This window comes from Streptomyces sp. NPDC093252 (assembly GCF_040683675.1).
GTDB lineage: Bacteria > Actinomycetota > Actinomycetes > Streptomycetales > Streptomycetaceae > Streptomyces.
On record NZ_JBFBEM010000004.1, the window covers coordinates 112,190 to 138,479 of the forward strand.

Here is a 26,290-nt window from a genome sequence, read left to right on the forward strand (position 1 = left end):
AAACGTTCAGCCGAGCCGTACCTCGTCGATCCGCACCGGCCGGTGCTCGTGCAGCGACAGGGTGCACGCCTCCGCGATCCAGCCCGCCTCCAGCGCGTCCGCGACCGTGCACGGCGAGGGCCGGGCACCCGCCACCACCTCCGTGAACGCGGTCAGCTCGGCCCGGTAGGCGGCGGTGAACCGGTCCATGAAGAAGTCGTACGGCACCCCCGCCGGGAACGACACCCCGGGCTCCGCCGACCGCAGCGGCAGCCGGTCCTCCAGCCCGACCGCGAGCGAGTCGTCGAACCCGTGCAGCTCCATCCGGACGTCGTACCCCCGCCCGTTGTGCCGGCTGTTGGACACCACCGCGATCGTGCCGTCGTCCAGGGTGAGCACCGCGCCCGTGGTGTCGGCGTCCCCGGCCGCCCGGATGTAGTCCGCGCCCCGGTTGCCGCCGACCGCGTACACCTCGGTCACCTCGCGGCCGGTCACCCAGCGGATGATGTCGAAGTCGTGCACCGAGCAGTCCCGGAAGATCCCGCCCGAGGCCGCCACATACCCGGCGGGCGGCGGCGCCGGATCCAGCGTCGTGGACCGCACGGTGTGCAGGATGCCCAGCTCACCGGCGCGCACCGCGTCCCGCGCGGCCGTGAACCCGGCGTCGAAACGCCGGTTGTACCCAATCTGCACGGGGACGCCCGAACCGTCGATGTCCTTGAGGACGGTGACGCCCTCGGCCATCGTGCGGGCCACCGGCTTCTCGCAGAACACCGGCACACCGGCGTGCACCGCCGCGCGGATCAGCCCGGGGTGGGCGTCGGTCGCGGCGGCGATCACCACACCGTCCACCCCGGCGGCGAGCATCGCCTCCGGGGAGTCCGCGACCGCCGCGCCGAACCGTTCGGCGGCGGCGTTCGCCGCGTCCGCGACCGGGTCGGCGACGACGAGCGAGGTGACCGCGTCCAGCCCGGACAGGGTCTCGGCGTGGAAGGCGCCGATCCGGCCGAGGCCGAGGATTCCGATACGCATGGGGGTGCCGCTCCTTGCTGGTGGGGGTTGGTTGTACGGGGGTGGGTGGGCCCGGGGGTCGGGTGGGTGGTGTCAGTCCAGGGCGCCGAGGACGTTCTGGTCCCAGTCGATGACCGACCCGGTCACCACCCCGGACCGGTCGGAGAGCAGGAACACCACGCAGTCCGCGATCTCGTCGGGCTGCCCGAGCGTGCCCATCGGCAGCCGGGCGGCGGCCCGGTCGCGCCAGTCGTCGCCCGCCGCGTGGAAGGCGCGCTGGGTGGCGTCCTCGCCCTCGGTCGCCGTCCAGCCGATGTTCAGGCCGTTGATCCGGATCCGGTCCCAGCGGTGGGCGTGGGCGGCGTTGCGGGTCAGCCCGATCAGCCCGGCCTTGGCGGCGACATAGGGGGCCAGGAACGGCTGCCCGCCGTGCGCGGAGGACGTGATGATGTTGACGATCGTGCCGGGCGCCTCCCGCGCCACCATGTCCGCCACCGCGGCCTGCATGGTGAAGAAGGGCGCCTTCAGATTGATCGCCACATGCGCGTCGAACAGCTCCGGCGTGGTGTCGAGGAGCGTGCCGCGCGAGGTCAGCCCCGCCGAGTTGACCAGGCAGTCGATCCGGCCGAACTCCTCCACGGTCCGCGCCACCGACCCCTTCGCCTGCTCGGGATCGGCGAGATCGGCCCGGACGAAGAGGGCCTTGCCGCCCGCCTCGGTCAGCTCGGCCACCAGCGCCTCGCCGGGCCCGGTCCGCCGCCCCGACACGGCGACCACCGCACCCGCCCGCACGGCCGCCCGCGCGACGGCCGCGCCGACGCCCTGACTCCCGCCACCGACCAGCACGACCTTGTCGTCCAGAAGTCCCACGGTCCTGTCCATCCTCACGGCTCTCACGGTTCTTGGGTTTCTCGCGGCTCTTGGGGACCTTGGGGTTCTCGCGGTCCTGTCCGGCCCCCGGGGCTTTCACGGCCCTCACGGCCCTCATGGTTCTTACGTTCCCGTCGGCCCCGGGGCTCCCACGGCCCTCCCGCTTCCCCCGGGGCTCCCACGGGCGTCCCGGCTCCCTCAGCCCCCACGGCGTTCCGCCGCCGTGCGCAGGGCGTCCCGCAGGGTGTGCGGCGGCCACTGTTCGGCGAGGGCCCGCCGTACCAGATCCGCCTGCGACGCCGGGGCGAGACCGTCGACCGGCGGATCACGGTCCAGGTCGGTGGGGAACGGATAGCCCTCGGCGCTCGCCGCGATCACCCGCTCCGCTCCCGCCGGGTCCGCGCCCTCGGCACGGCGTCCGAGCAGCACCGGATAGACGGCGTTCACCACCGCCTCCCGGTCCACCGTCTCCATCGCCCGCCCGAACGCCGACGAGATCTGGAGCAGATTGGCCGTGCGCCGCACCGTCGCCGAGCGGTTGGTGCCCGCCGCGTGGAACAGCGCCGGATTGAAGAACACCGCGTCCCCCTTGGCCAGCGGCAATTGCACATACCGCTCCTCGAAGTACGCCCGGAACGCGGGCAGCCGCCAGGCCAGATAGCCGGGCTCGTAGCGCTGCGAGTACGGCAGATACATGGTCGGTCCCGTCTCCACCGGCATGTCGCAGTGCGCGACCGCGCCCTGGAGGGTGAGGACGGGGGAGAGGCGGTGGACGTGCGCCGGGTAGCGGGCGGCGGTCCCGGCGGGCAGGAAGCCGAGGTGGTAGTCGCGGTGGACGCTCTGTGCCGCGCCGCCCGGGTTGACCACGTTCACCTGCGAGGTGACCTGGTAGCCGGGGCCGAGCCAGGCTTCGGCGACCAGCGCCAGGACCTCGTTGGCGTAGTAGTCGGCGAACGCCTCCGGGTCGTGCCGCGCCGCCTTCTCCAGCGCGTTCCACACCCGGTCGTTGTCGCCGGGCCGGGCGAAGTGGTCCCCGGCTCCGCCGCCCGACTCCCGCTGGGCGGTGATCAGGGCCTCGAAGACCCCGGTCAGCGCGTCCACCACCGGCTCGGCGAACGCCCCCCGGAAGACCACGATGCCGGGGCCGTCGGTGAGGGCCCGCACCAGCTCCGTCCGCAGACCCTGCCGGTCGGCGGGCAGGGCGGAGGTGTCGTAGAGGGGGATGTTCCGCTCCACGGCTGCCGCGTGGGGGTGGGCGGCGGGGTCGGTGGTGCGCTCGACCAGCGCGCGGAAGGCGTCGAGGGAGCAGTCCCGTTCCGTCAGCCAGGCGGGGGGAGAGGCGGGGGGCGGGACGAGAGGTGCGTGGGCGGTCGGGGACATCGTCGTCCTTTCGGTGACAGCAGCGGCGCCGCCCTGTCATTGTTGTCAGTACAAACCCCTCGAACAACCAGCAGCGAGCCATCAAAAACCCCTCAAGCGCCCAAGGAGGCCGGCACCTGTGGGCCACCCCTTCCCGATCCGGGAGATCGCACGTCAGGCAGGGCTCAGCGAGGCCACCGTGGACCGGGTCCTCAACGGCCGCGGCGGAGTCCGGGACAGCACCGCGTACGAGGTGCGCCGGGCCATCGCCGATCTCGACCGGCAGCGCACCCAGGTCCGGCTGGTCGGCCGTACCTTCATGGTCGACATCGTGATGCAGGCCCCCGAACGGTTCTCCACCGCCGTACGGGCCGCCCTGGAGGCCGAACTGCCCGCCCTGCACCCGGCCGTACTGCGCTCGCGGTTCCACTTCCGGGAGACTGGACCGGTCCAGGAGCTGGTGCGCACCCTGGACCGGATCGCCCGGCGCGGCTCCCAGGGCGTGATCCTCAAGGCGCCCGACGTGCCCGACGTGGTGGAGGCGGTCGCCCGGCTGACGGCGGCCGGGGTCCCGGTCGTCACCCTGGTCACCGATCTGCCCACCAGCAGCCGCCTCGGCTATGTCGGCATCGACGACCGCGCGGCCGGGGCGACCGCCGCCTATCTGATGGGCCAGTGGCTCGGCGACCGGCCCGGCAACATCCTCACCAGCCTCAGCAGCGGCTTCTTCCGCAACGAGGAGGAGCGCGAGATGGGCTTCCGGGCCGCCATGCGCGCCCGGCACCCCGAGCGGGTCCTCGTGGAGATCACCGAGGGCCAGGGCCTGGACGCCACCCAGTACGACCTGGTCCGCGCCGCCCTGGACCGGGACCCCGCCCTCCGTGCCGTGTACTCCATCGGCGGCGGCAACATCGCCACCCTGCGCGCCTTCGCCGACCTCGGCCGCCCCTGCGCGGTGTTCATCGCCCACGACCTCGACCAGGACAACACCCGGCTGCTGCGCGAGCACCGCCTCTCCGCCGTCCTCCACCACGATCTCCGGCAGGACCTGCGGGAAGCCTGCCACCAGGTGATGCGGGCCCACGGCGCCCTCCCACCGGCCGGCCCGACCCCGCCGTCCGCGATACAGGTGGTCACTCCGTACAACATGCCGCCGACACCGCCCCGCTGACGCCCGGCCGGCCCCGGGCGGGCGTCAGCGGGGCGGCGCCCGGCCGGCCCCGGGCGGGCTCCTGCCCCTCCCGCCCGGTGATGCCTGCCAGGCCCCGGCCGGGGCTCCTGCCCGGCCCGCCCCGTTGGCGCCGGTGAGGCGCAGGTCGGGCTTCTGCCCGGGGCTGCCCTGTTGACGCCGGTCAGGCCCCGGGCTGGCCCCTGTCCGCCCCGCCCCGCTGACACCTGCCCGGCTTCTGTCCGGCCTCTGGTCAGTCCCGGTCCGGCCCTGGGTGGGGCCTTGTGCGGCCCCTGCCCGGCCTCTGCCCGGCCCTCCGGGTGTGATCCCGGGTTCGGCCCGCGGATGGCCCCTGCCTGGCCCAGAGCGCAGCTCTGGGCCAAGCCCCGGGTGTGGGGCCTCGGGCGGGGCCTCCTCTCAGGGCCCCGGGTCCGGCCTCGGGTGGCGCCTGTCAGGCCCCTGGGTGGCCGCTCCCGGCCCCAGGGTGCCCCCCTGGGGAGCCCATCCGCTCCCAGCCCAGGGGTGTCCCCTCCGCGACAGCGTCCCCCGCCCCGCGAGAGCCCCCCCGCGAAAGCCCCAGGCACCGTCGCCCCGCAGCACCGTCGCCGCCGCCCCCCGGCACCGACGCCTCACACCTCAGGCTGACGGCACGTCCACCCATTCCCCGCGCCGACTGGACCGTTCCATCGCGTCCAGCACCAGGGCGCTGCGTACCGCGTCCGGGAGTGTCGCCCCGTGCGGTGTCCCCTCGGCGATCGAGCGCAGGAACCGGTACGCCTCGATCACCTTGAGGTCGTCGTAGCCCATGGCGTTCGCCGCGCCCGGCTGGAACGCGGCGAACTCGCCCGCGCCCGGACCGACGTACACCGTGCTCACCGGCTGGTCCTGGTAGCCGGTGCCGCGGCTGACGCCCAGTTCGTTCATCCGGCGGAAGTCCCAGAACACCGCGCCCCGGGTGCCGTGCACCTCGAAGCCGTACGCGTTCTGCTCGCCGACCGAGACCCGGCTCGCCTCCAGCACCCCGCGCGCGCCGGAGGCGAAGCGCAGCAGGCAGCTCGCGTAGTCGTCGTTCTCGACCGGCCCCAGTTCCCCGCCCGCCGCCCGGGAGTGGCCCTCCGTGGCACCCGCCGGGCGCGCCCGCTCCGGGACGAACACGGCGGTGTCTGCGGTGAGCGAGGCGATCTCGCCCAGCAGGAAACGGGCCAGGTCCACGCCGTGCGAGGCCAGATCGCCCAGCACCCCGCTGCCCCCGCGCGCCCGCTCGTACCGCCAGGTCAGCGCCCCCTCGGGATGCGCCGCGTAGTCGCTGAACAGCCGGATCCGGACATGGGTGACGGTACCGATCTCGCCGTTCGTGATCAGCGCGCGGGCCGCTTCCACGGCGGGCGCGTTGCGGTAGTTGAAGCCCACCGCGCCCTGCACCCCCGCCTCCGCCACCGCGTCCGCGACGGCGCCCGCGTCCTCCGCGTTCAGCCCGACCGGCTTCTCGATCCACAGATGCTTGCCCGCCTCCGCCACGGCGACCCCGATCTCCCGGTGCAGGAAGTTCGGCGCGGTGACACTGACCGCCCCCACCCGGGGATCGGCCAGCACCTCCCGCCAGTCCCGGGTGGCCGACGCGAACCCGAACCGCTCCGCCGCCTCCTCGGCCCGCCCCGGCACCTCCTCCGCGACCGTCACCAGTTCCGGCCGCAGCGCCAGCCCCGGGAAGTGGTGCCGCACCCGCGCGTACGCCTGGGTGTGCACCCGCCCCATCCAGCCGAAACCGACGACGGCGACACCCAGCGCTTCCACCACGACACTCCTACGGGTTCACGACCGACCGACCCGGACATGGACCGGTCCAATGACTGTTTCGGCCACGATCAGCGCCGCCCTGGCCCATGTCAAGCCTTCAACAGCCCCTCAGTAACTCTTTGACAACACGATGGGACGCATGGAACGGTCCATCCCGTGTCCAGCCCCACGCCCCGACCACCTCGACCTCCCCGACCACTCCGACCGCCCACCATCCGCGATGTCGCCGAGCGCGCCGGTGTCTCCAAGTCGCTGGTCTCCCTGGTGCTGCGCGGCTCCGGCCAGGTGAGCCCCGAACGCCGGGACGCCGTCCTGACCGCCGCCCAGGATCTCGGCTACCGCCCGAACGCAGCCGCCCGCAGCCTCAGCGAGCGCCGCACCCGAACGGTGGGCGTCCTCCTCAACGACCTCCGCAACCCCTGGTTCGTGGACCTCCTCGACGGCCTCAACGGCCCTCTGCGCACCGCCGGCCTGCACATGCTGCTCGCCGACGCCCGCCTCAGCCGCCGCGCCGGGCACGACCTCACCGGCCCGTTCCTGGATCTGGCGGTCGACGCCCTGGTGGTCGTCGGCACCCTGCCCGACCCGGTCGCGCTCGACCGGGACGCCCTCGCCGCGGTGGCCGCCCGGATGCCGGTCGTCGTCGCGGGCGCCCGGGAAGCCGTACCGGACGGGGTGGACCTGATCGCCGGGGACGACGAGCGGGGCGTCCGGCTGGTCATCGAGCACCTGATCACGCTCGGCCACCGCCGCATCGCGCATCTCGCGGGGTACGGCGTGGTCGGCGAAGTACGGCTGCGAGCCTTCCAGGCGACGATGCTGGCACACGGGCTGGGCCGGGAGGCGCTGGCCGAGCCCTGCGACCTCACCGAGGAGGGCGGTCACCGTGCCGCCGTCCGGTTGCTGGCCCGCCCGGACCGGCCCACCGCCGTCCTCGCCGCCAATGACATCGCCGCCGTCGGCGCCCTCTCCGCCGCCCAGGACCTGGGCCTGGACGTACCGGGCGACGTCTCGGTGGCGGGCTACGACAACACCAGCATCGCCCGGCTCCGGCACGTCCGGCTCACCACGGTCGACCACGCGGGCCACGAGATGGGCCACCGGGCCGCGCGCTGCCTCCTCGACCGGCTGGAGGGCACGGGGGAGGGCGCCGGGGGAGCGGACCGGCGGGCGGGCCGGCTGTACCTCACCGTGCCGCGCCTGGAGGCCCGCGCCACGACGGGGCCGGTCGTCGTCTGATCGCCCAGCCCAGCCTGGCCCAGCCTGGCCCGGCTCGGCTCGGCTCGCGGTCAGAGATTGATCGAGTACACCTTGCGCAGCGTCTCGTGCACGGTCCAGGTCGTCCGGTCGCCCTGCCGCAGCACCGCCATGTCCCCGGGGCCGACGGTCAGGGTGGGGCCGTCCTCGAACTCGATCGTGGCCGAACCGCTGAGCACGACGAAGAGTTCGTCCGCCTCGGTGTCGGTGACGACCCCCGGGGTGATCTGCCAGATACCCCGGATCTGCTTGCCGTCCGCCGACTCCCAGACGACCTTGCCGGTCACCTCGGGGCTGCCGGAGACGATCTGGCCGGGGTCCAGCGGGTCGGGTTCGAGTACGGCGTCCGGCACGTGCACGGCGAAGCTGTGGTCCATACGGCGACCCTAGCCAGCGCCGCCGGGCCGGAACGCCGACACAGTGTCCGCGATCGACCCACCCGGCAGGACACTTCGTCGGGCGGCCCCGCCCACTGCGGCCCCGTTCACCGCGACACTACTCACTGGCCCCCCGCTCACCGCGTGACCGCTCACCGGCTGCCCGCTGACCGGCGGCTGCCCGCTCACTGCGTGCGGGTCCGCCGCGAACGCCACCCCGGGCCGCGTCCCCGGAGCAGTTCGAAGCAGGTGCCGATGACCAGCGACTGCACCAGCCCCGCGGCGACGACCCCCGCGGCCAGTACCGCCGTCGGCGGGTCCGCCTCCGCCGCAGCCAGCGGCGCCGCGGCCAGCAGCGAGAGCGGCGAGGTGAGGAAGACCGGCCACACCCCGATGAACCCGGGGTCGTCGCTGAACGCGACCACCGCGGCCGTGACCGCGATCGACCCGCCCACGGCGGTCAGATACACCGCCGAAGCGGGGTTGCCGACGGCGAAGCGGAACAGCGTACGACGGTCCATGATGAGTCTCCCCGATGGTCGGCCGAGGCCCGGCCCCTGGTCAGGTCTCCATCGTGCGCCCGGCACGGCATCCCGGCCTGAGTAGCCGTACTCAGGTCATCAGCCCGACTGCTCACACCCCTCCAGCGCCGCCCGTCCCGACGAACCCCCTCCGCACACCTCAAGCATTCCCCGGCACGGCACGGCCATGCTCACCGCGTCCCCTACGCGCCACGGCCATGCGCACCGCGTCCCCTACGCGCCACGCCCACGCTCACCGCGTCCCCCGCGTGGCACGGCCACGCTCACCGCGTTGGCGACGACCACCGCCCCGACGCCCGCCCACTCGGCCGCGCCGAGCCCCTCCCCCAGCACCAGCAGCCCCACCACCGCGGCCAGCACGGGATTGACGCTCATGAACAGACCGAAGGTCTGCGCGGGCACCCGGCGCAGAGTGAACAGATCCGCGAGATACGGCACCGCCGACGACAGCACCCCCGCCACCACCGCGTACCCCAGCGCCTCGGCGGTAGGCGGCCGGTGCGCCACCAGCAGCACCACGACGGGCAGAAACATCAGCGCCGACACGGTCGCCGCCGCGCCCGCCCCCTGCGCCCCGGGCAGCCGCCGCCCGACGGTCCGGTTGAGCAGGATGTACGCCGCCCAGCAGCAGGCCGCGAGCAGCCCGAGTCCCATGCCCAGGTAGTCGGCGGAGGGGCGGGGCCGCATCAGCACCGCCACACCCGCCGCCGCGATCAGCGCGCAGCAGGCGTCCAGCCGGCGGCGGGCGGCGGCCAGTGCGATGGCCAGCGGGCCGAGGAACTCCAGGGTGACGGCCAGCCCGAGCCCGATCCGGTCCACGGCGGTGTAGAGGCTGAGGTTCATCGTCCCGAAGACCAGCGCCAGCAGCAGCACCGGCCACCACTGCCCCCAGGTGAACTCCCGCACCCTGGGCCGCCCTACGGCCAGCAGCACGGCGGCGGCCACGTACTGCCGCACCGCCACCACCCCGAGCGGCCCGAGCACTGGGAAGGCGAGGGCGCCGACGGCGGCGCCGAACTGGTTGGACAGCCCGCTCCCGGTCATCGTGACCACCCCGGCGAGCCGCCCCGGCACCCGACCCGCGGACGGGGCGCGCAGGGCGGGACCCGTGCCGGGATAACCGTCAAGGAGACGAAGACGCATCCCCCGATCGTGCGCCCGCCCCCGGGTTGCGCAAAATGCATCACCCAACGGATCTATACGCTGAACGCATGCATGATCCCCCACCACCTACGGCCCGAGACGAAGCCCGAGCCCGCGAACGGGACCGCGAACGGGACCGCGAACGGGACCGGGAACGGGAGCGGGAGCAGGACCGGGACCGGGAAGGGGACCGGGTACGAGACCGTGCCCCAGACCTCGCCCCAGACCGCCCCCGCCTCCGCCCCCAAATCCGCCCCCAAGACCTCGACCTACGCCACCTCCGGGTCCTCGTGGCGATCGTCGAGCAGGGCGGCTTCACCGACGCCGCCCATGCCCTCGGCGTCTCCCAGGCCGCCGTCTCCCGCGCCCTGGCCGGACTGGAACGCGCCCTGGGTGTACGGCTGCTGCGGCGCACCTCGCGCGAGGTGACCCCGACGCCGACCGGACTGCGGGTGGTGGCGCACGCCCGCCGGGTGCTCGCGGAGGTGGAGGACCTGGTCGGCGAGGCGACCTCGGGGCAGGTCCGGCTGCGGATCGGGTACGCCTGGGCGGCGCTCGGCCGGCACACCGTGCCCTTCCAGCGGCGGTGGAGCGCCGCCCGCCCGGACACCGAACTGCACCTGGTACGGGTCAACTCGCCCACCGCCGGGCTGCTGGAGGGCGCCTGCGATCTCGCGGTGATACGCCGGGAGGTCACCGGGCGCCGCTTCGAGACCGCGCTCGTCGGACTGGAGCGGCGGATGTGCGCGCTGCCCGCCGACGACCCCCTCGCCCGGCGCCGCTCGGTCCGGCTGGCGGACCTGGCCGGGCGCAGGCTGCTCATCGACCGCCGTACCGGCACCACCACACCGGAGCTGTGGCCGCCGGACGCCCGGCCGCGCACCGAGGAGACCCAGGACGTGGACGACTGGCTGACGGTGATCGCGACGGGCCGGGGTGTGGGGGTCACCGCCGAGTCCACCGCCCACCAGTACCGGCGCCCCGGGGTCGTGTACCGCCCGGTGCGGGACGCGGAGCCGGTCGCCGTGCGGCTGGCCTGGTGGCGCGACGAACCGCACCCGGCGACCCCGGCCGTGATCGAACTCCTCAGTGCCCTGTACCGCACAGGCTGAGCCGGACCCCACCCCCACCCCATCAGCAGTCGCTTATATAAGTGAAGGGTGATATATTCATGGGCATGCACGCCTTCGATGTGCTCGGCGACCCCGTGCGTCGCCGGATCCTGGAGTTGCTCGCCGACGGCGAGATGACCTCCGGGGCGGTCAGTGAGGTCATCCGCGCGGAGTTCGGGATATCGCAGCCCGGGGTCTCGCAGCATCTGAAGGTGCTGCGGGAGAACGGCTTCGCGACGGTGCGCCCCGAGGGCGCCCGGCGGCTGTACGCCGTGAACTCCGAGCCGCTGCGCGATGTCGATGTCTGGCTCGACCGCTTCCGCCGTTTCTGGACCCCCCGACTGGACGCCCTGGCCACCGAACTGGCCCGGGGCCGACGCGAACGCCGCCTGCGCGGCGAGGAACCACCGAGGAGTACCCCGTGATCGATGTGAACCACCAGATCAACGCCGTCCGGCGACAGGTCGGCACCCGCGACTTCAAGGCCGGCGAGGCCCGGATCGTCACCATCGGCCAGACCTACGACACGCCGCTGGACGACCTCTGGGACGCCTGCACCAACCCGGAGCGGCTGCCCCGCTGGTTCGCCCCGGTCACCGGCGACCTCAGGCTCGGCGGCCGGTACCAGGTCGAGGGCAACGCCTCCGGCACGGTGGAGCGCTGCGACCCGCCCAAGGGCTTCTTCGCCACCTGGGAGTTCGGCGGCGAGGTGAGCTGGATCGAACTGCGCCTGACCCCGGAGGGCGACGAGCGCACCCGCTTCGAGCTGGAGCACATCGCCCATGTCGGCGAGGAGCGGTGGGCGCAGTTCGGCCCCGGCGCGGTCGGGGTCGGCTGGGACCTCTCACTCATGGGCCTGTTCCGGCACCTCGGCGGCGCTCCGGCCGTCAACCCGGCCGAGTTCGAGGCGTGGGGCGCCTCCGACGAGGGCAAGTCGTTCGTCACGGCCGCCAGTGAGGGCTGGTACGCGGCGAACGTGGCCGGGGGCGAGTCCCCGGACCGGGCGCGCGACGCGGCCGACCGCACGTCCGCGTTCTACCGGGGCGAGGGTCCGGGCATGGAGCCCGACTCCGGCGAGGGGCAGGGCTGAAGGGCGGACCAGGTGCGCGGCAGGCTCCGTCGTGGGCCGTGGGCCGTGGACATCGGATCGGGGGCGGCCCGCCGCCGAGGGGCCGTCGCGAAGTTCACATGCCTCGCTCCGGACCCTGCCAACTGACGCAAGGATCCTCCTCAGTCATGGGCATGCTTTCGAACACAATCGGACCCGGATAGAACACCGCACTCCCCGGACCGAACATGTCCTCTCCGATCACATGCCGATAGAGCCATTCCGAGAAAGGCATTCGGTACTCATGGAATCCTTGCTCATCGCCGTCACAGGAGAGCAGCAACCATTTCCCGGAAGCACCTGCGGCCGATCCGGGCAGCCCGAAGAGATATTCTCCGCGATCGGTGCTGAGCAACGGGATGAGGCCGGTGGGCCCACCGAAGACCGGCCCCCCTGGCATCGCCGGACAGTCGGCCTCCGAGAGTCCGGTGCGCGAGAACGCCTCTACCGTCTCGCGCATCCATCGACCGAGGTTCCACCTGCTGGTGTGCGGATGATCCAGATAGACATGTCCGTTCAACTGAACCGGGGCGTATGCGTCCAGGATCCTCTTGTAGTCCTCGGGAAGCCGCACACCCAACTCCCGTTCCAGGTCATCCCATGAACCGGTGACCGGTGCGGGACTTGTGGGTTCTCCGAGCATCTCCAGAACGGCATCGGTGTAGTCGAGCGGCATGGTCACCTTCGAAGGATTGGCGTGGTTGTCTCTTTGCCGCGGGGCACGGCCGCACATATCCGTATGACCCGCTGACACCGGTCAAGGGCACCGGCCCCCGACCGGTCCCCAATCGGTCCCCAATCGGTCCCCAGGAACGGTCAAGGGCCGGTTTCGGATTTCCCCGAAACCGGCCCTTGATCTGCGACTGTCTCCAGTCGGGACGACAGGATTTGAACCTGCGACCCCTTGACCCCCAGTCAAGTGCGCTACCAAGCTGCGCCACGTCCCGCTGTCCCCGCGTATCTCACTCGCGAGGCACGTCCGCGCGTATCTCCATGCATCCCTGTGCATCGCGAAGATCGCTTGAACGTGCGAGTGAAGACTACCCCATGCCACAGGCGTGCTCCGCCGCTGATCAGCCGTGCCGCGCGGGGCCAGTGGACCCTTGCCGGGGGAGTCCGGTCACCATGACCCCCGTCCGTCTCCCGCTGTCACACCTCTTGCCCCACCCGGTCGCCACTGCTATCTCACTGTTAGGAAAGTTTCCTTACCAATCCGACCGACACGGAGACCATGGTGATTCCCCCACGCACCACCCGGTCGCGCCTGTGGGCGCGTTCCGTTCTCCTCGCCACCGCCCTGACCGGCGCGCTCCTCACCCCCCAGGCCACCGCCGCCCCGGAGGCGCGCCCCGCCCCCGTCACCGGCGCCACCCCCCTCGCCGCGCAGACCTACGAGGCCGAGAGCGCGGCCGTCTCCCAGGGCGTCGTCGAGTCCAACCACACCGGCTTCACCGGCAGCGGATTCGTCAACTACGACAACACCACCGGCGGCTACGTCGAGTGGACGGTCAACGCCGCCACCGCCGGAAACGCCACCCTCGCCCTGCGCTACGCCAACGGCACCACCGTCAACCGCCCCATGGACATCCGGGTCAACGGCACCCTCGTCGCCTCCGCCAGGGCCTTCGACTCCACCGGCACCTGGACCAACTGGACCACCACCACACTCACCGCCGCCCTCAGGGCCGGCGCCAACACCGTCCGCGCCACCGCCACCACCGCCAACGGCGGCCCCAACGTGGACCACCTCACCGTCGACACCCAGGGCGGCCCCACCCCCGGCACGACCCCCGTCGGCATCAACGGCCAGCTCACGGTCTGCGGCACCCGGCTCTGCAACCAGTACGGCAACCCCATCCAACTGCGCGGCATGTCCAGCCACGGCACCCAGTGGTACCCCCAGTGTCTGACCTCGGGCTCACTGGACGCCCTCGCCAAGGACTGGAACGCCGATGTGCTGCGCGTCTCCACCTACGTCCAGGAGGGCGGCTACGAGACCGACCCGCGCAAGTACACCGACCTCGCCCACCGGCTCATCGAGGACGCCACCAGCCGGGGCATGTACGTGATCGTCGACTGGCACATGCTCACCCCCGGCGACCCCCACTACAACCTCTCCCGCGCCCGCACCTTCTTCACCGAGATCGCCAACCGCCACAAGGACAAGCCCAACGTCTTCTACGAGATCGCCAACGAACCTTCCGGTGTCTCCTGGAGCACCATCAAGTCCTACGCCGAGCAGATCATCCCGGTGATCCGGAACATCGACTCCAACGCCCCCGTCCTCGTCGGCACCCGCGCCTGGTCCTCGCTCGGGGTCTCCGAGGGCGCCACCGAGACCGAGGTCGTCAACAACCCGGTGAACGCCGGAAACATCATGTACACCTTCCACTTCTACGCCTACTCGCACCGCGACGAGTACCTGAACACCCTGTCCCGCGCCGCCGACCGCATCCCGATGTTCGTCACCGAGTTCGGCACCCAGAACTACGCCGGTGAGGGGAGCAACGACTTCGCCATGTCGCAGCGGTACATCGATCTGATGGCCGCGAAGAAGATCTCTTGGGTCAACTGGAACTACTCCGACGACGGCCGCACCGGCGCCGTCTTCACCGAGGGCACCTGCAACGCCGGCGGGCCATGGGCCGGCACCTCGCGGCTGAAGCAGGCGGGGGTGTGGATCCGCGACCGGATCCGGACACCGGACGCCTTCCCGACGTCCTGACGCACGGGGAGGGGGCCCCGGGTCGGCGCTGCGCGGAGCCGAGCAGCGCCGAGAGGGCCGAGTAGCGCCGAGAGGGGTCGAGCGCCGCCAAATAGGAAGGAACGGCAACAGTCCCACGGCCGCCCCCACTCACCCCGCCGCCACTCACCCCGCACCGCCGGACGGCCGTACCGCCCCGGGACCCGCGCACCCCGCGCCGGACCCGGGGTGGTCTGCTGTGTGCCGCCCGGTCACAGGGGGGCCGGTGCCGCTGTGCGCCCGGTCGGAGGGGGCTGTGCCGTCCAGGAAATATGACCGCTCCGTGGACGTGGTCTTGACGCCGGGCGGGGCGCGATCGACACTCCCGTAGGGAATCCTAGTGAATAGGTAGGGAAATATGGGGCGCCTGGAGCCGGTGGTCAGCAGGGCCAGCCACGGGCCCCGCCGATCGCCCCTGCTCACCTCCCGCCGTCACATCGATCTGCTGCGGGTCTGCGGCGCGATCGGCCGCAGACGGCGCTGACGCCCCCGCGTGCCGACGCCCCCACCCAGCCGTCACAGGCCGCCCCGCCGCCACAGCCGCCGCCCCGCCTCCCGACCGTGCCTGGCCCATCCGCGTGTTCCGCCCGCCGCGCGGCCGTCCGCGCGCCCGATTCCGGGGAGACCCATGACCGTCACACCGCCCGCCCCCCTCCGTATCTCGACCCCCGAGACCCCCGTGTTCCGGGGCCGTATCGGGCGGGACGCCCGCAGTGGGCACTACGCCGTCCCCCGCCGCTACCGGCTGCACCTGTCCACCGCCGACCCCGACGGGCTGCGGATCGCCGTCGTCCACTCCCTCCTCGGCCTCGGCGACAGTTGTCCCGTCACCCTGCTGCCCCCCGTCCCCGACTGTCCCGGCGGCGGTCACGCCGCTCTGCGCCCGCTGTACGAGGCCAGCGCGCACCGCTACACCGGCCCCGCCCTCGCCCCCGTCCTCGCCGACGACTGGTCCGGCCGGATCGTCAGCGGCCACGCCCCCGACATCGTCCGCGACCTCGCCCAGCACTTCGGCGCCGGGCGCCCGGCGCTCTTCCCGCACGCCCTCGGTTCCTCCATCGAGGCCGTGGAGCGGCTCTGCGCCGAGCGCATCGACGACGCCGCCCAGCGGGCGGGCCGGGCCGGCGCCGACCCCGGGGAGCGGGCGGACGCCGTCGCCGAACTGCTGGACGCCCTGGGGGAGCTGGAGCGACGCCTCACCGCCCACCCCTATGTGACGGGTGATCAGCTCACCGCCGCCGATGTGACCCTCTGGGTCACCCTCCTCCAGCTCGACACCGTCCACCGGCACCACCTCGACGCCGGTGCGGTGCACCGGGTCGCCGAGCATCCTGCGGTGTGGGATTTCGCACGCCGACTCACCGCCGGACCGGCCTTCGCCGCGCACCTCGACCTCGACGGCATCGCCCGCCGCCATCAGGCCCACTGCCGTGGCCTGGAGGCCGCCGGAGCCGCTGTCCAGATCCTGGACTGGGCCGCCCACGCGGCGGACGCCAACGGCGTTCCCGTACGGGCCGACCGGCCCTGATGCCGTCCCAGTCGGTGGACCGGCATTGACACGGGCTCGGATCGCGGCCTTAACTTTCGGGCACCTGCCTCACTTTCGGACACCTGTGTGTATCCGGGATCGGGGCGGTGCGGAAACGCGTGGCCCCGAGCCGAGCCCCCTCCGCGTCGGCCGTGCGGCCCCGCCTCCGAGGCCGCGCCGCGCCACCGAACCACGCCGGGCCCCCTCCCGGGGCCGGAACGACGAAGGACGACCGACATGCGCGCAGCGACCAGGACGGCCGTACGCCGTTCCGCGGGCCGCGTCCGCCCGCGCGCCGACCGTCTCGTCGCCGACCGCGCCGTCGATCTGCTCCGCGTCAGCAGCGCACTGTGTACCGCACCGGGCCGAGCCCGTCGCGGGGTCTGACCTCCTCTCCACGACCCCGCCCGGCCACCGCACCCGACGCACACCGCCTCCCGGTGTGCCGTCCCGCCGCCCGAACCCCCGGTCCCTTGCGCTCAGCGCGTGCCCCGCCCGTACCACCGTGCCGCCCCGGCCCGGCGATCCGGCGCGGCGCCGCGCGGCAGGCCACGGCTCCCCGGGTGTTCCCTCCCCGCCGGAGCCCACGATGAGCGAACCCCCAGGCACAGGCGTGTCCCTCGCCGCGAAAACACCCGCTGCCATACCCGAGACGAACGAGGGGCCGCAGAAGTCCGCCGAACCCCCCGCCGACCCCCCGTCACCACCCCTCACCGCCCAGCGCGTTCAGCCGCTGCGCCACCCGGGACGCTGGATCGCCACCGCGATCGTGCTGGTCCTGGCCGCCCAGTTCATCAACGGCCTGGCCACCAACCCCTTCTACCAGTGGGACCGCTTCGGCTACTGGTTCCTGCGCCCCACCATCGTCGACGGTCTGCTGATCACCCTCGAAGTCACCGCCTACAGCGCGGTGTTCGGGCTCCTCGGCGGTATCGTCCTCGCCCTGGCCCGGCTGTCGAGGAGCCCGGTGCTGCGCGCGGTGAGCTGGACCTACATCTGGGCCTTCCGCTCCATCCCGCTGATCGTCGTACTCCTCTTCCTCTACAACTTCAGCGCCCTCTACGAGAGTCTCAGCCTGGGCGTCCCCTTCGGCCCGGCCCTCCTCACCTTCGGCGAGTCCGGCCTCGGCAGCGACATGGCCGTCGCCATCGTCGGACTCAGCCTCGCCGAGGCCGCCTACGCCGCCGAAGTGGTCCGCGGCGGCATCCTCTCCGTCGACCAGGGCCAGCACGAGGCCGCCGCCGCCCTCGGTCTGCCCCGGCGCTACCAGTTCCGGCGGATCGTCTTCCCGCAGGCCCTGCGCTCCATCACCCCGAACTACGTCAACCAGCTCATCGGCCTCGTCAAGGCCACCTCGCTGGTCTTCTACGTCTCCCTGCTCGACCTCTTCGGCGCCGCCCAGACCATGGGCTCCACCTACCCCGGTGACATCGTCCCGCTGCTCATGGTCGTCACCGTCTGGTACCTGATCCTGACCAGCGCCGTCTCCGTCGTCCAGTACTACGTCGAGCGGCACTACGCCCGGGGCGCCACCCGCACCCTGCCGCCGACCCCGCTGCAACGCCTGCGCGCGAGCCTGCGCGAGGTACGCGACCGCGCCCGCAGGGAGACCGCCGTATGAGCACCGCCACCGTCACCGCCGTCGAAGAGACCGGCGCCGGTGCGGGCGCCGTCGCGCCCGCCGCCGTCCAGGTGCACGGCGTGCACAAGTGGTACGGCGCCCATCGCGTCCTCGACGGGGTCGATCTGACCGTGCGGCCCGGGGAGGTCACCGCGATCCTCGGCCCCTCCGGCTCCGGCAAGTCCACCCTGCTGCGGGCCATCAACCACCTGGAGAAGCCCGACATCGGGTACGTCACCCTCAACGGCGAGCCCATCGGCGTACGGCGGCACGGCGAGCGGCTCAAGGAGCTGAGCGAGCGGGCCATCCTCGTCCAGCGGCGCCGGATCGGCTTCGTCTTCCAGAACTTCAACCTCTTCCCGCATCTGACCGCGCTGGAGAACGTGGCCGCCGCCCCCGTCGCCACCGGGCTTCTGGACCGCTCCGCCGCCGGGGAACTGGCGCTGTCCCTGCTGGCGAGGGTCGGCCTCGGGGACAAGGCGGACGCCTATCCGCGGCAGTTGTCCGGCGGCCAGCAGCAGCGCGTCGCCATCGCCCGCGCGCTCGCCCTGCGGCCCGGGGTGATCCTCTTCGACGAACCGACCTCGGCGCTCGACCCCGAACTCGTCGGCGAGGTGCTCGCCGTCATCAAGGACCTGGCGACCAGCGGCACCACCCTCGTGGTCGTCACCCATGAGATCGGCTTCGCCCGCGAGGTCGCCGACCGGGTCGTCTTCCTGGACGCCGGCCGGATCGTCGAACAGGGCCCGCCCGCGGATGTCCTCGACAACCCGCGCCATGAACGCACCCGGGATTTCCTCAGCAAGGTGCTGTGAACGGAGTCAACCGGCGACTTCCCGGTGAACCCGGCAGTCCCGCGTCCCCGGCATCCACCGCATCCCCCACCTCTCCCGACAGTCCCGCATCCCCCACCTCGCCCACCTCTCCCACCTCTCCCGCACCCCTCACCTCCCCCGTCTCCCTCCTTACTCCCGTCTTCCGAAGACCCAGACAAGGACCAGCCATGCCCACGACCGTCTCGCGACGCCAGCTCCTGCGCGGTATCACCGCCGCCACCGCCTTCGCCGCACTCGGCACCACCCTCGCCGCCTGCGGCGGGGAGAGCGACGCCGCCGCCACCACCTCCTCGGCCGCCGGTACGGTCGCCGTGGGCCGGCTGTCCAACGGCGCCGCCAAGGAGACCAGCATCAAGGTCGCCGAGGTCCCCTCGATCAGCGCCCTGCTGCCCGACGCCGTGAAGAAGAAGGGCACCCTGGTCGTCGGCTCCGGCGTCCTGCCCTCCGGTTCCGCGCCGCTCGGCTACATCGGCGACGACCAGAAGACCCTCACCGGCTCCGAGCCCGACCTGGCCCGGCTGATCGCCGCCGTCCTCGGACTGGAACCCGAGATCTCGCCCTCCACCTGGGAGAACATGTTCATCGGCCTGGACGGCGGCAAGGTCGATGTGGCGATATCGAACGTCACCGTCACCGAGGAGCGCAAGCAGAAGTACGAGTTCGCCAGCTACCGCAGGGACGACCTCGCCTTCGAGACCCCCGAGGACAGCGACTGGAGCTTCGACGGCGACTACCGCGCCCTCGCCGGGAAGACGGTCAGCGTCGGCGCCGGGACCAACCAGGAGAAGATCCTGCTGGAGTGGAAGGACAAGCTGGCCGAGGACGGCGAGGACCTCACGGTCAAGTACTACCAGGAGTCCAACAGCCTCTATCTCGCCCTGTCCAGCGGCAAGATCGACGCCTATCTCGGCCCCAACCCCAGCATCGCCTACCACACCACCCAGACCGCCGACACCCCCCAGGCGACCCGGGTGGCGGGCACCTTCTCCGGCGCCGGTGAGACCCTCCAGGGCCTGATCGCCGCGACCGCCAAGAAGGACAGCGGACTCGCCGAACCCCTCGCCGCCGCCATCAACCACCTCATCGACAACGGCCAGTACGAGCAGTGGCTCACGGCGTGGAACCTCTCCTCCGAGGCGGTCGAGAAGTCGGAGGTCGACCCGCCCGGCCTGCCCCTGACCAACTCCTGACCAACTCCTGACCCCTCCCCGGGCCCCCTTTCCCCGCCGCGCACCGGGCCGCCCGCCCCCCACCGGGCGGCCCCGCCGCCGCCACCTCTCCAGGAAGGCACCACCATGTCCTCATCCTCCTCCTCACCCTCCTCCTCACCCGCTCTCCCTCGCCCCCTCCATCTCGCCGTCGCCCTGGACGGCACCGGCTGGCACCCCGCGTCCTGGCGCGAGCCGGTGGCCCGCCCCCGGGACCTGTTCACCGCCGCCTACTGGGCGGACCAGGTGACGGAGGCCGAGCGCGGACTGCTCGACTTCGTCACCATCGAGGACGGCCTCGGCCCCCAGTCCTCCCACTTCCTCGACCCCGACGAGCGCACCGACCAGGTCCGCGGACGCCTCGACGCGGTCCTGATCGCCTCCCGGGTGGCCCCGCTCACCCGTCACATAGGGCTGGTGCCGACCCTGGTCACCACCCACACCGAGCCGTTCCACCTCTCCAAGGCCATCGCCACCCTCGACTACGTCAGCAACGGCCGCGCCGGACTGCGCGCCCAGCTCACCGCGCGCCCGGGCGAGGCCGCCCACTTCGGCCGCCGGACGATCCGCCGGATCGACGACTACCGCAGCCCCGCCTCCCAGGAGATCGCCGCCGAACTCTTCGACGAGGCGGCGGACTATGTGGAGGTGCTGCGCCGGCTCTGGGACAGTTGGGAGGACGACGCCGAGATCCGGGATGCCGCCACCGGCCGCTTCATCGACCGCGACAAGCTCCACTACATCGACTTCGAGGGCCCTCACTTCAGCGTCAAGGGCCCCTCCATCACCCCCCGGCCGCCCCAGGGCCAGCCCGTCGTCACCGCCCTCGGCCACGACACGATCCCCTACCGGTTCATCGGCCGCGCCGCCGACATCGGCTACATCACCCCGCACGACACCGACGAGGCCCGCGCCACCCTCGCCGTCGTCCGCGCCGAACAGGCCGCCGCCGGACGCGCGGACGACACCGTGCACGTCTTCGCCGACCTGGTGGTGCTGCTGGACGACGACGAGGCGGGCGCTCGCGCCCGCAAGGAGCGGCTCGACACCCTCGCGGGCGGCGAGTACACCAGCGACGCCCGGATCTTCACCGGCACCGCCGCCGGGCTCGCCGATCTGCTCCAGGAGTGGGGGGCCGCCGGACTGACCGGCTTCCGGCTGCGCCCCGCCGTCACCGGGCACGACCTCCCGGCCATCACCCGCGCCCTGGTGCCCGAACTCCAGCGCCGGGGCGCCTTCCGTACCGCCTACGAGGCCGACACCCTGCGCGGCCTGCTGGGCCTGCCCCGCCCCACCAACCGCTACGCCGCCACCACCACTGCCGCCGCGACCGCGACCGCCTGAGCCGGAGGAACCCGACCCATGAGCAAGCCGCAGAACCGTACGCCGGGCAAGCCGCAGAAGCAGATCCACCTGGCCGCGCACTTCCCCGGCGTCAACAACACCACCGTATGGAGCGATCCCCGGGCCGGGAGCCATATCGAGTTCAGCTCCTTCGCGCACTTCGCGCGCACCGCCGAACGCGCCAAGTTCGACTTCCTGTTCCTCGCCGAGGGCCTGCGCCTGCGCGAACAGGGCGGGCAGATCTACGACCTGGACGTCGTCGGCCGCCCCGACACCTTCACCGTGCTCGCCGCGCTCGCCGCCGTCACCGACCGCCTCGGCCTGACCGGCACCATCAACTCCACCTTCAACGAGCCCTACGAGGTGGCCCGCCAGTTCGCCAGCCTCGACCATCTCTCCGCGGGCCGGGCCGCCTGGAACGTCGTCACCTCCTGGGACGCCTTCACCGGGGAGAACTTCCGCCGCGGCGGGTTCCTCCCCCAGGAGGAGCGGTACTCCCGCGCTCGTGAGTTCCTCGCCACCGCCCAGGAACTCTTCGACTCCTGGCGCGGCGACGAGATCCTCGCCGACCGGGACACCGGCGCCTTCCTCCGGGACGCCAAGGCGGGCGCCTTCGTCCACAGCGGACAGCACTTCGACATCCACGGCCGGTTCAATGTGCCCCGCTCGCCGCAGGGCCGCCCGGTGATCTTCCAGGCCGGGGACTCCGAGGAGGGCCGCGAGTTCGCCGCCGCCGACGCGGACGCCATCTTCAGCCGCCACGCCACCCTGGACGCGGGCCGCGCCTTCTACACCGACGTGAAGTCCCGCCTGCCCCGGTACGGCCGCCGCGCCGACCAGCTCCTGATCCTGCCCGCCGCCAGCTTCGTCCTCGGCGACACCGACGCCGAGGCGGAGGAACTCGCCAAGGACATCCGCCGCCAGCAGGTCAGCGGCGCCACCGCCCTCAAGCACCTGGAGTGGGTATGGAACGGGGACCTCTCCTCGTACGACCCCGAGGGGCCGCTGCCCGAGGTGGACCCGCTGCCCGGTGAGCACACCGTCTCCCGGGGCCGCGCCCAGGTGCGGATGTACCGCGACCCGCAGGAGACGGCCCGGGAGTGGCGGGAGCTGGCCGAGGCCAACAAGTGGTCGATCCGCGACCTGGTCATCGAGACCGGCAACCGGCAGAGCTTCATCGGCTCCCCGGCCACCGTCGCCCGCACCATCGACGAGTACGTCCAGACCGACGCCGCCGACGGTTTCATCCTCGTCCCGCACATCACACCCGGCGGCCTCGACGCCTTCGCCGACCAGGTGGTACCGCTGCTCCAGGAACGGGGCTCCTTCCGCGCCGACTACGAGGGCACGACCCTGCGCCACCATCTCGGCCTGGACCACCCGGACGAGCCCGCCTCCGACGTCCCGGGCGAGGCGACAGCGGTCTGAGCCGCGATGGCACAGGCGGAGCATCCCGCTCCGCCACGGAACCACCCACGCCCCGTGCTGCTGTCCGGCGTGCCCGTACGCCGGTCGGGCAGGTGGAGGGTGCGCGGCGGCGTCTGGCGGGCACGGCTGTTTTCCGGATCCTGTTCGAGGGCGGCCCCTAGGATGGCGGCCACCGCGGGAAGGGAGCACTGTGGACCGGGTCATCAAGTATGGCGATGCGCTGATGGTCATCGGCGGAGCGATCGTCCTCATCGTCGCGCAGCCGCATCCCGGTTGGTGGTTCGGCTGGGGCGTCATGACCTTGACCGCCGTTCTGTCCCCCATTTTCCGGGCCCGTCTCGCCCGGCCCTGACTCGTCGGAACCGGCGCTCCTCGCCTCGCGCGGGAGGGGCACGCCGCCGTGTCCGGTAGGTCCCCCTACGAGTGCAGCGCACAGATCCCTCACACCGAAATGGTCCCGCCCCATACTCTGAGAGCGACTGGCTGTTCAGAGATTGGGGCGTGACCGTGTCTTCTGATGCCACCCCGGGCCCGTACGCCGACCCGTTGAAGTTTGGCCAGCGGGTCCAAGTTCTGCGCCAGCGCAAGGGGATGACCCGCGCACAGCTAGCCGACCTCATCGGGGCTTCACCGCACACCCTGAAGAAGATCGAGAACGGACAGCAGCAGGCGCCGGGACTCGACACGGTGCTGCGGATCGCCGAGGCGCTGCGGGTGCGAGACCTCTCGGAGCTGACAGGGCACGCCGACACGCACGTTGATCTGTTCATCGGCCCCGGCCATCCTCGTCTCGCCGCCGTCAGGGCCGCGATCGACAACTTCGCTCTCGCCACGGAAGCCGAGCCTCCGCCGATCGCTCACCTGGAAGCGCGCCTTCACGCCGCGTGGAAGGCCCGCCACGAGGCGGAGAACCATCGCGAGGCGATCGGCAGGCTCCTGCCGGACCTGATCCGCGACGCCCAGGCGCTGGCGCGCGCCGCCGACAGCGCAGCCGATCGCCGCCGGGCGCAGGCACTGCTCTCGCAGACGTACTCGCTGTCGCAGTTCTTCATCGCCTACCAGCCCGACAGCGCGCTCCTCTGGCGCGTGGCCGAGCGCGGCATGGTCGCCGCCCAGGACTCCGGCGATCCGCACGCCATCGGCGTCGCCGCGTGGCTCCTCGCCCAGGCGCACCGGGACAGCGGCCCTCGTCACTTCGACGCGGCGGAGGCCATCAACACAGAGGCGGTGCGCTTCCTGAAGCCCCTGCTGCCCGACGCCGAGACCGAGGTTCTCGCCATCGCGGGCGCCCTGGAGTTCGAACTCGGGTACACGGCGGCCCGACGACGGGCGACGGGCACGGCGTGGCGGCACTGGGACAGGGCGAACAGCATGGCCGCGCGGCTCCCCGGGGACTACTACCACCCGGTGACGTCGTTCTCCCGGGCCATCATGGGCGCCCACGCCGTCACCGTGGCCGTTGAACTGCGCCAAGGCGGGGAGTCCGTCCGTCAGGCCGCGCGCGCCGACGAGATGACCATCCCGTCGAGGCCGCGCCGGGCGCGGCACCGAATCGAGGAGGCGCGCGGCTACCACCTGGACGCGCAGCCGGATGTGGCGATCGCGGCGCTGGAGAAGGCGTTCAAGGCGGCCCCGGAGACGATCCGCTACAACGGCTATGCCCGGCGGATCATCCTGGAGGAGGTGGAGTCGAAGCAGGCTCCCAGGCGGCAGCGCGCCTCGGCGTTGGCGGCGGATGTGGGGCTCCTCGCGGCGTAGGACGAGGGGACCGGATTCCGGTCCTCGGTGGATTCCGGGCGCCTCTACGGTTGTGTGCGTGAGACGAATCACCACGATCGTGGAGGCATAGCCATGTCGGCGGACACCGCGACCCCATCCGAGGCGCTCAGCCTCCTCGACCTTCCGCCGCTCGACGCGCTCACCGCCGACCAGCGGCGCGGCGCCGTCTGTGTGTGGGACGCCGAGGAGGCGCCGCTCACCGCCGAGACCGTTGTCGACCTCGGTGAGCGCGAGGACGGCGCGGCTCGCTGGTTCCCCCGCGCCTGCCGCCCCCACATGGGTGAGCAGGCGTACCGCGCCCTGATGGGCCACGCCGGGCTCTGTGAGCAGTGCACCGACGACGCGGGTGGCTGCGAGGTCGGGTCCGGCCTGCGTCGGCTCAGGCGTGAGGGGCGCCGATGATCTGCCGGCGGTGCGGCGAGCCCATCAGGGACGGCGAGCCCCACGACCGGCTCGACAACCCGGGCGATTCCCGGGGCTGTTGCACGGTCTACCTCCACAGAGCCCAGTGCCAGGGCACGTACACGCGGACGTATCCCGAAGTCCGCCGATGACCACCTCCCGCCCCCTGGTCGGCGGGGGCGGGAGGTGACCAACGCACTGCCGGATCATGCGCCTCGCGGAACGACTCGCAGGCGGCCCGCATGGAATCCGTCCGCCGCGATGTCGATTTTCGCCCGCGCCGCAGACCTCGCCCCGTACGAAGCGGCCGTTTCGACCCTTCGGGGTCCAGCGGCCACGCGGTCGCCCGGAGACATGGTGGACCGACCTTGATGGAATCCCCCGGAACAAGACGCTTGCCGGGTCCGCTGCTACCCCCGTGGCAGCGGACCCGGCCCCCCGCGGGACGGAACGCCCTTCCCCCGATCGGGCGTCGTCAAGTGACGTCGCGCCCGAAGGGAACATTCCACCCGCTTCCCCCGGCGCCGGACAGTGGTCCAGCCGTCCGCGTGGGGCGGCCCTGTGCTCTCACCAGCACATGACCGCCGTTTCACCCGAACCCCAGCCGGAGTACAGGCGCACGCGGACGAAGTAGCGGCGGCCCTTGACGAGCCGGGCCCTGACCGTGGCGTTGTGCGGAGCGCCACCGTCGTCGTCCCCGGCGACGAAGCGGGGCACGCCGTCCCGCTCCTCGAACAGCACGGCCACGGCGTCCCCGTCGCCGAAGATCCCGACCGTGTACTCGCGGGTCTGGGTGGGCTCGATCCGGAAATCGGCCTGCTCGCCCGGCCCGAGCCGCACCGGCGCCGAGCGGAACGGCACCAGTTCCTCCGGCAGCCCGGTACCGACCGAGGGGTACCAGCGCAGGACGAACTCCTTGTCCAGCACCGAGAGCGTGCCCGGCGGGTTCACCCCCGCCCGGAACTGCTCCGGCTCCAGGATCAGCCCCGACGGGAACGGATACTCCATGATCGACTGCGGGTCCCACACCGAGCCGTTGACCTCGTCACGGTCCAGCTTGCGCAGGATGTTGTGGAACGTGGTGTCCCGGTCCCAGAAGTTCGGCGGGCCCGCCAGCTCGGCGTAGACCGCCTCGTCGTCCCAGTGGATCCCGGCGAACGGGCTCTGGTGCTCGTGGAGCATGCCCAGCGCGTGACCGATCTCGTGCAGCGCGGTGGCGCGCTCCCCGCCCGTCGTCAGATCCCAGCCGAAGTTCGCCGTCCGCTCGTTCTGCCCGAGCCGCAGCGCGTCCCGGCCCACCGTGGACCAGGAGCCGTCGCCGCGCTGGAAGCCGATCCGCAGCTCCGCCTCCGACCGGTCGTCGACCTCGGTGAACGACAGTCCGATACCGAGCCCCTGCCATTCCGCGAAGCACTCACGCACCACGGCCCGCTGCTCCTCGGCCCCCACCCAGCCGACCCGCCGCGTCTCCCCGGTCCCCGGCACGGGGATCACGGACGCATCGGTGTCACGGTCGAAGAAGTAGTAGTGCAGAACCGTGCCGTTGACCCACTTCGCCCGCCCGTCGACGAGCGCACTGAGCCGCTCCGCGGCCAGCCCCGGCGCGAAGGCGGGGGCCGGCTGCTGCGCGAGCGAGCAGTAGCGACCGGTCATGCGACCAGCGTGCCGCCTCCGGGGA

26 protein-coding genes and 1 tRNA gene are annotated in these 26,290 nt (G+C 72.4%); 17 read left to right on the forward strand and 10 right to left on the reverse strand.

The annotated features are described in order from the left end of the window. Window positions 1–6 precede the first annotated feature (6 nt). The 3 genes from AB0O01_RS09385 to AB0O01_RS09395 all read right to left on the reverse strand — a co-directional run bounded on the left by AB0O01_RS09385 (window position 7) and on the right by AB0O01_RS09395 (window position 3,240). Entirely contained in the window at window positions 7–1,011 is a 1,005-nt protein-coding gene (locus AB0O01_RS09385) for a Gfo/Idh/MocA family oxidoreductase (RefSeq protein ID WP_365311893.1), read from the reverse strand. Window positions 1,012–1,083: 72 nt separating this feature from the next. After that, window positions 1,084–1,860, reverse strand: coding sequence for an SDR family oxidoreductase (locus tag AB0O01_RS09390; protein ID WP_365311894.1), 777 nt, complete (start codon window positions 1,858–1,860; stop codon window positions 1,084–1,086). 198 nt (window positions 1,861–2,058) lie between these two features. Further along, the gene (locus tag AB0O01_RS09395; RefSeq protein ID WP_365311895.1) at window positions 2,059–3,240 is read right to left on the reverse strand and encodes a phytanoyl-CoA dioxygenase family protein; all 1,182 of its coding nucleotides are present in this window, start codon (window positions 3,238–3,240) and stop codon (window positions 2,059–2,061) included. Window positions 3,241–3,358: 118 nt separating this feature from the next. On the opposite strand from AB0O01_RS09395, the gene AB0O01_RS09400 reads away from it, so the two are divergent. Beyond that, window positions 3,359–4,390, forward strand: coding sequence for a LacI family DNA-binding transcriptional regulator (locus tag AB0O01_RS09400; RefSeq protein ID WP_365311896.1), 1,032 nt, complete (start codon window positions 3,359–3,361; stop codon window positions 4,388–4,390). A gap of 633 nt (window positions 4,391–5,023) precedes the next feature. On the opposite strand, the gene AB0O01_RS09405 is transcribed toward AB0O01_RS09400, so the two are convergent. Continuing rightward, complete coding sequence (locus AB0O01_RS09405) at window positions 5,024–6,184, reverse strand: Gfo/Idh/MocA family oxidoreductase (protein ID WP_365311897.1); 1,161 nt, start codon at window positions 6,182–6,184, stop codon at window positions 5,024–5,026. Window positions 6,185–6,340: 156 nt separating this feature from the next. On the opposite strand from AB0O01_RS09405, the gene AB0O01_RS09410 reads away from it, so the two are divergent. Further along, a complete protein-coding gene (locus tag AB0O01_RS09410) occupies window positions 6,341–7,423 on the forward strand; it encodes a LacI family DNA-binding transcriptional regulator (RefSeq protein ID WP_365311898.1) in 1,083 nt (360 codons plus the stop codon). 50 nt (window positions 7,424–7,473) lie between these two features. On the opposite strand, the gene AB0O01_RS09415 is transcribed toward AB0O01_RS09410, so the two are convergent. From AB0O01_RS09415 to AB0O01_RS09425, 3 genes are all read right to left on the reverse strand, one after another. Then, the gene (locus AB0O01_RS09415) at window positions 7,474–7,818 is read right to left on the reverse strand and encodes a cupin domain-containing protein (RefSeq protein WP_365311899.1); all 345 of its coding nucleotides are present in this window, start codon (window positions 7,816–7,818) and stop codon (window positions 7,474–7,476) included. A 185-nt stretch (window positions 7,819–8,003) separates the two neighbouring features. Beyond that, window positions 8,004–8,339, reverse strand: coding sequence for a hypothetical protein (locus AB0O01_RS09420; protein ID WP_365311900.1), 336 nt, complete (start codon window positions 8,337–8,339; stop codon window positions 8,004–8,006). Window positions 8,340–8,573: 234 nt separating this feature from the next. After that, window positions 8,574–9,503: an EamA family transporter gene (locus tag AB0O01_RS09425; RefSeq protein ID WP_365311901.1), complete on the reverse strand. Its 930-nt coding sequence runs from the start codon at window positions 9,501–9,503 to the stop codon at window positions 8,574–8,576. 248 nt (window positions 9,504–9,751) lie between these two features. Here AB0O01_RS09425 and AB0O01_RS09430 point away from each other — a divergent pair, with 248 nt between their 5' ends. The 3 genes from AB0O01_RS09430 (at window position 9,752) to AB0O01_RS09440 (ending at window position 11,705) form a co-directional block, all read left to right on the forward strand. Beyond that, complete coding sequence (locus tag AB0O01_RS09430) at window positions 9,752–10,615, forward strand: LysR family transcriptional regulator (protein WP_365312422.1); 864 nt, start codon at window positions 9,752–9,754, stop codon at window positions 10,613–10,615. 65 nt (window positions 10,616–10,680) lie between these two features. Beyond that, window positions 10,681–11,040 carry a metalloregulator ArsR/SmtB family transcription factor gene (locus AB0O01_RS09435; RefSeq protein WP_355741388.1) on the forward strand — a complete coding sequence of 120 codons (360 nt, stop codon included), beginning with the start codon at window positions 10,681–10,683 and terminating at the stop codon, window positions 11,038–11,040. Continuing rightward, window positions 11,037–11,705: an SRPBCC family protein gene (locus tag AB0O01_RS09440; protein ID WP_365311902.1), complete on the forward strand. Its 669-nt coding sequence runs from the start codon at window positions 11,037–11,039 to the stop codon at window positions 11,703–11,705. The genes AB0O01_RS09435 and AB0O01_RS09440 overlap by 4 nt, the downstream gene beginning before the upstream one ends. A 94-nt stretch (window positions 11,706–11,799) precedes the next feature. On the opposite strand, the gene AB0O01_RS09445 is transcribed toward AB0O01_RS09440, so the two are convergent. Both AB0O01_RS09445 and AB0O01_RS09450 read right to left on the reverse strand, forming a co-directional pair. Then, on the reverse strand, window positions 11,800–12,399 hold the full coding sequence (locus AB0O01_RS09445) for an SMI1/KNR4 family protein (RefSeq protein WP_365312423.1): 600 nt from the start codon (window positions 12,397–12,399) through the stop codon (window positions 11,800–11,802). Window positions 12,400–12,596: 197 nt separating this feature from the next. Then, a tRNA-Pro gene (locus AB0O01_RS09450) sits at window positions 12,597–12,670 on the reverse strand. Window positions 12,671–12,954: 284 nt separating this feature from the next. On the opposite strand from AB0O01_RS09450, the gene AB0O01_RS09455 reads away from it, so the two are divergent. The 12 genes from AB0O01_RS09455 (at window position 12,955) to AB0O01_RS09510 (ending at window position 24,612) form a co-directional block, all read left to right on the forward strand. Next, entirely contained in the window at window positions 12,955–14,448 is a 1,494-nt protein-coding gene (locus AB0O01_RS09455) for a cellulase family glycosylhydrolase (protein WP_365311903.1), read from the forward strand. Between the two features lie 376 nt (window positions 14,449–14,824). After that, window positions 14,825–14,950, forward strand: a complete 126-nt coding sequence (locus AB0O01_RS09460; RefSeq protein WP_365311904.1) for a putative leader peptide — start codon at window positions 14,825–14,827, stop codon at window positions 14,948–14,950. A 144-nt stretch (window positions 14,951–15,094) separates the two neighbouring features. Continuing rightward, entirely contained in the window at window positions 15,095–15,994 is a 900-nt protein-coding gene (locus AB0O01_RS09465; RefSeq protein WP_365311905.1) for a glutathione S-transferase C-terminal domain-containing protein, read from the forward strand. Window positions 15,995–16,231: 237 nt separating this feature from the next. Continuing rightward, the gene (locus AB0O01_RS09470; protein ID WP_365311906.1) at window positions 16,232–16,381 is read left to right on the forward strand and encodes a hypothetical protein; all 150 of its coding nucleotides are present in this window, start codon (window positions 16,232–16,234) and stop codon (window positions 16,379–16,381) included. 202 nt (window positions 16,382–16,583) lie between these two features. Further along, window positions 16,584–17,615 carry an amino acid ABC transporter permease gene (locus AB0O01_RS09475; protein ID WP_365311907.1) on the forward strand — a complete coding sequence of 344 codons (1,032 nt, stop codon included), beginning with the start codon at window positions 16,584–16,586 and terminating at the stop codon, window positions 17,613–17,615. Beyond that, complete coding sequence (locus AB0O01_RS09480; RefSeq protein WP_365311908.1) at window positions 17,612–18,430, forward strand: amino acid ABC transporter ATP-binding protein; 819 nt, start codon at window positions 17,612–17,614, stop codon at window positions 18,428–18,430. Before AB0O01_RS09475 ends, AB0O01_RS09480 begins: the two co-directional genes overlap by 4 nt. Before the next feature lie 188 nt (window positions 18,431–18,618). Beyond that, window positions 18,619–19,641, forward strand: a complete 1,023-nt coding sequence (locus AB0O01_RS09485; protein WP_365311909.1) for a transporter substrate-binding domain-containing protein — start codon at window positions 18,619–18,621, stop codon at window positions 19,639–19,641. A gap of 105 nt (window positions 19,642–19,746) precedes the next feature. Further along, window positions 19,747–21,003 carry an LLM class flavin-dependent oxidoreductase gene (locus AB0O01_RS09490; protein ID WP_365311910.1) on the forward strand — a complete coding sequence of 419 codons (1,257 nt, stop codon included), beginning with the start codon at window positions 19,747–19,749 and terminating at the stop codon, window positions 21,001–21,003. Window positions 21,004–21,021: 18 nt separating this feature from the next. Then, window positions 21,022–22,431: an NtaA/DmoA family FMN-dependent monooxygenase gene (locus tag AB0O01_RS09495; RefSeq protein WP_365311911.1), complete on the forward strand. Its 1,410-nt coding sequence runs from the start codon at window positions 21,022–21,024 to the stop codon at window positions 22,429–22,431. 190 nt (window positions 22,432–22,621) lie between these two features. Further along, the gene (locus AB0O01_RS09500; protein WP_365311912.1) at window positions 22,622–22,783 is read left to right on the forward strand and encodes a hypothetical protein; all 162 of its coding nucleotides are present in this window, start codon (window positions 22,622–22,624) and stop codon (window positions 22,781–22,783) included. A gap of 155 nt (window positions 22,784–22,938) precedes the next feature. Further along, window positions 22,939–24,189 carry a helix-turn-helix transcriptional regulator gene (locus tag AB0O01_RS09505; protein WP_365312425.1) on the forward strand — a complete coding sequence of 417 codons (1,251 nt, stop codon included), beginning with the start codon at window positions 22,939–22,941 and terminating at the stop codon, window positions 24,187–24,189. A gap of 93 nt (window positions 24,190–24,282) precedes the next feature. Beyond that, the gene (locus AB0O01_RS09510; protein WP_365311913.1) at window positions 24,283–24,612 is read left to right on the forward strand and encodes a hypothetical protein; all 330 of its coding nucleotides are present in this window, start codon (window positions 24,283–24,285) and stop codon (window positions 24,610–24,612) included. Between the two features lie 567 nt (window positions 24,613–25,179). Here AB0O01_RS09510 and AB0O01_RS09515 read toward each other — a convergent pair. Further along, a complete protein-coding gene (locus AB0O01_RS09515) occupies window positions 25,180–26,265 on the reverse strand; it encodes a M12 family metallopeptidase (RefSeq protein ID WP_365311914.1) in 1,086 nt (361 codons plus the stop codon). Window positions 26,266–26,290: the final 25 nt, after the last annotated feature.

Coding starts and splice junctions, on each gene's coding strand:
- AB0O01_RS09385 (WP_365311893.1), bottom strand. CDS start 1,011: ATGCGTATCGGAATCCTCGGCCTCGGCCGGATCGGCGCCTTCCACGCC.
- AB0O01_RS09395 (WP_365311895.1), bottom strand. CDS start 3,240: ATGTCCCCGACCGCCCACGCACCTCTCGTCCCGCCCCCCGCCTCTCCC.
- AB0O01_RS09415 (WP_365311899.1), bottom strand. CDS start 7,818: ATGGACCACAGCTTCGCCGTGCACGTGCCGGACGCCGTACTCGAACCC.
- AB0O01_RS09420 (WP_365311900.1), bottom strand. CDS start 8,339: ATGGACCGTCGTACGCTGTTCCGCTTCGCCGTCGGCAACCCCGCTTCG.
- AB0O01_RS09425 (WP_365311901.1), bottom strand. CDS start 9,503: ATGCGTCTTCGTCTCCTTGACGGTTATCCCGGCACGGGTCCCGCCCTG.
- AB0O01_RS09435 (WP_355741388.1), top strand. CDS start 10,681: ATGCACGCCTTCGATGTGCTCGGCGACCCCGTGCGTCGCCGGATCCTG.
- AB0O01_RS09445 (WP_365312423.1), bottom strand. CDS start 12,399: ATGCCGCTCGACTACACCGATGCCGTTCTGGAGATGCTCGGAGAACCC.
- AB0O01_RS09455 (WP_365311903.1), top strand. CDS start 12,955: ATGGTGATTCCCCCACGCACCACCCGGTCGCGCCTGTGGGCGCGTTCC.
- AB0O01_RS09460 (WP_365311904.1), top strand. CDS start 14,825: ATGGGGCGCCTGGAGCCGGTGGTCAGCAGGGCCAGCCACGGGCCCCGC.
- AB0O01_RS09465 (WP_365311905.1), top strand. CDS start 15,095: ATGACCGTCACACCGCCCGCCCCCCTCCGTATCTCGACCCCCGAGACC.
- AB0O01_RS09470 (WP_365311906.1), top strand. CDS start 16,232: ATGCGCGCAGCGACCAGGACGGCCGTACGCCGTTCCGCGGGCCGCGTC.
- AB0O01_RS09475 (WP_365311907.1), top strand. CDS start 16,584: ATGAGCGAACCCCCAGGCACAGGCGTGTCCCTCGCCGCGAAAACACCC.
- AB0O01_RS09480 (WP_365311908.1), top strand. CDS start 17,612: ATGAGCACCGCCACCGTCACCGCCGTCGAAGAGACCGGCGCCGGTGCG.
- AB0O01_RS09485 (WP_365311909.1), top strand. CDS start 18,619: ATGCCCACGACCGTCTCGCGACGCCAGCTCCTGCGCGGTATCACCGCC.
- AB0O01_RS09490 (WP_365311910.1), top strand. CDS start 19,747: ATGTCCTCATCCTCCTCCTCACCCTCCTCCTCACCCGCTCTCCCTCGC.
- AB0O01_RS09495 (WP_365311911.1), top strand. CDS start 21,022: ATGAGCAAGCCGCAGAACCGTACGCCGGGCAAGCCGCAGAAGCAGATC.
- AB0O01_RS09510 (WP_365311913.1), top strand. CDS start 24,283: ATGTCGGCGGACACCGCGACCCCATCCGAGGCGCTCAGCCTCCTCGAC.
- AB0O01_RS09515 (WP_365311914.1), bottom strand. CDS start 26,265: ATGACCGGTCGCTACTGCTCGCTCGCGCAGCAGCCGGCCCCCGCCTTC.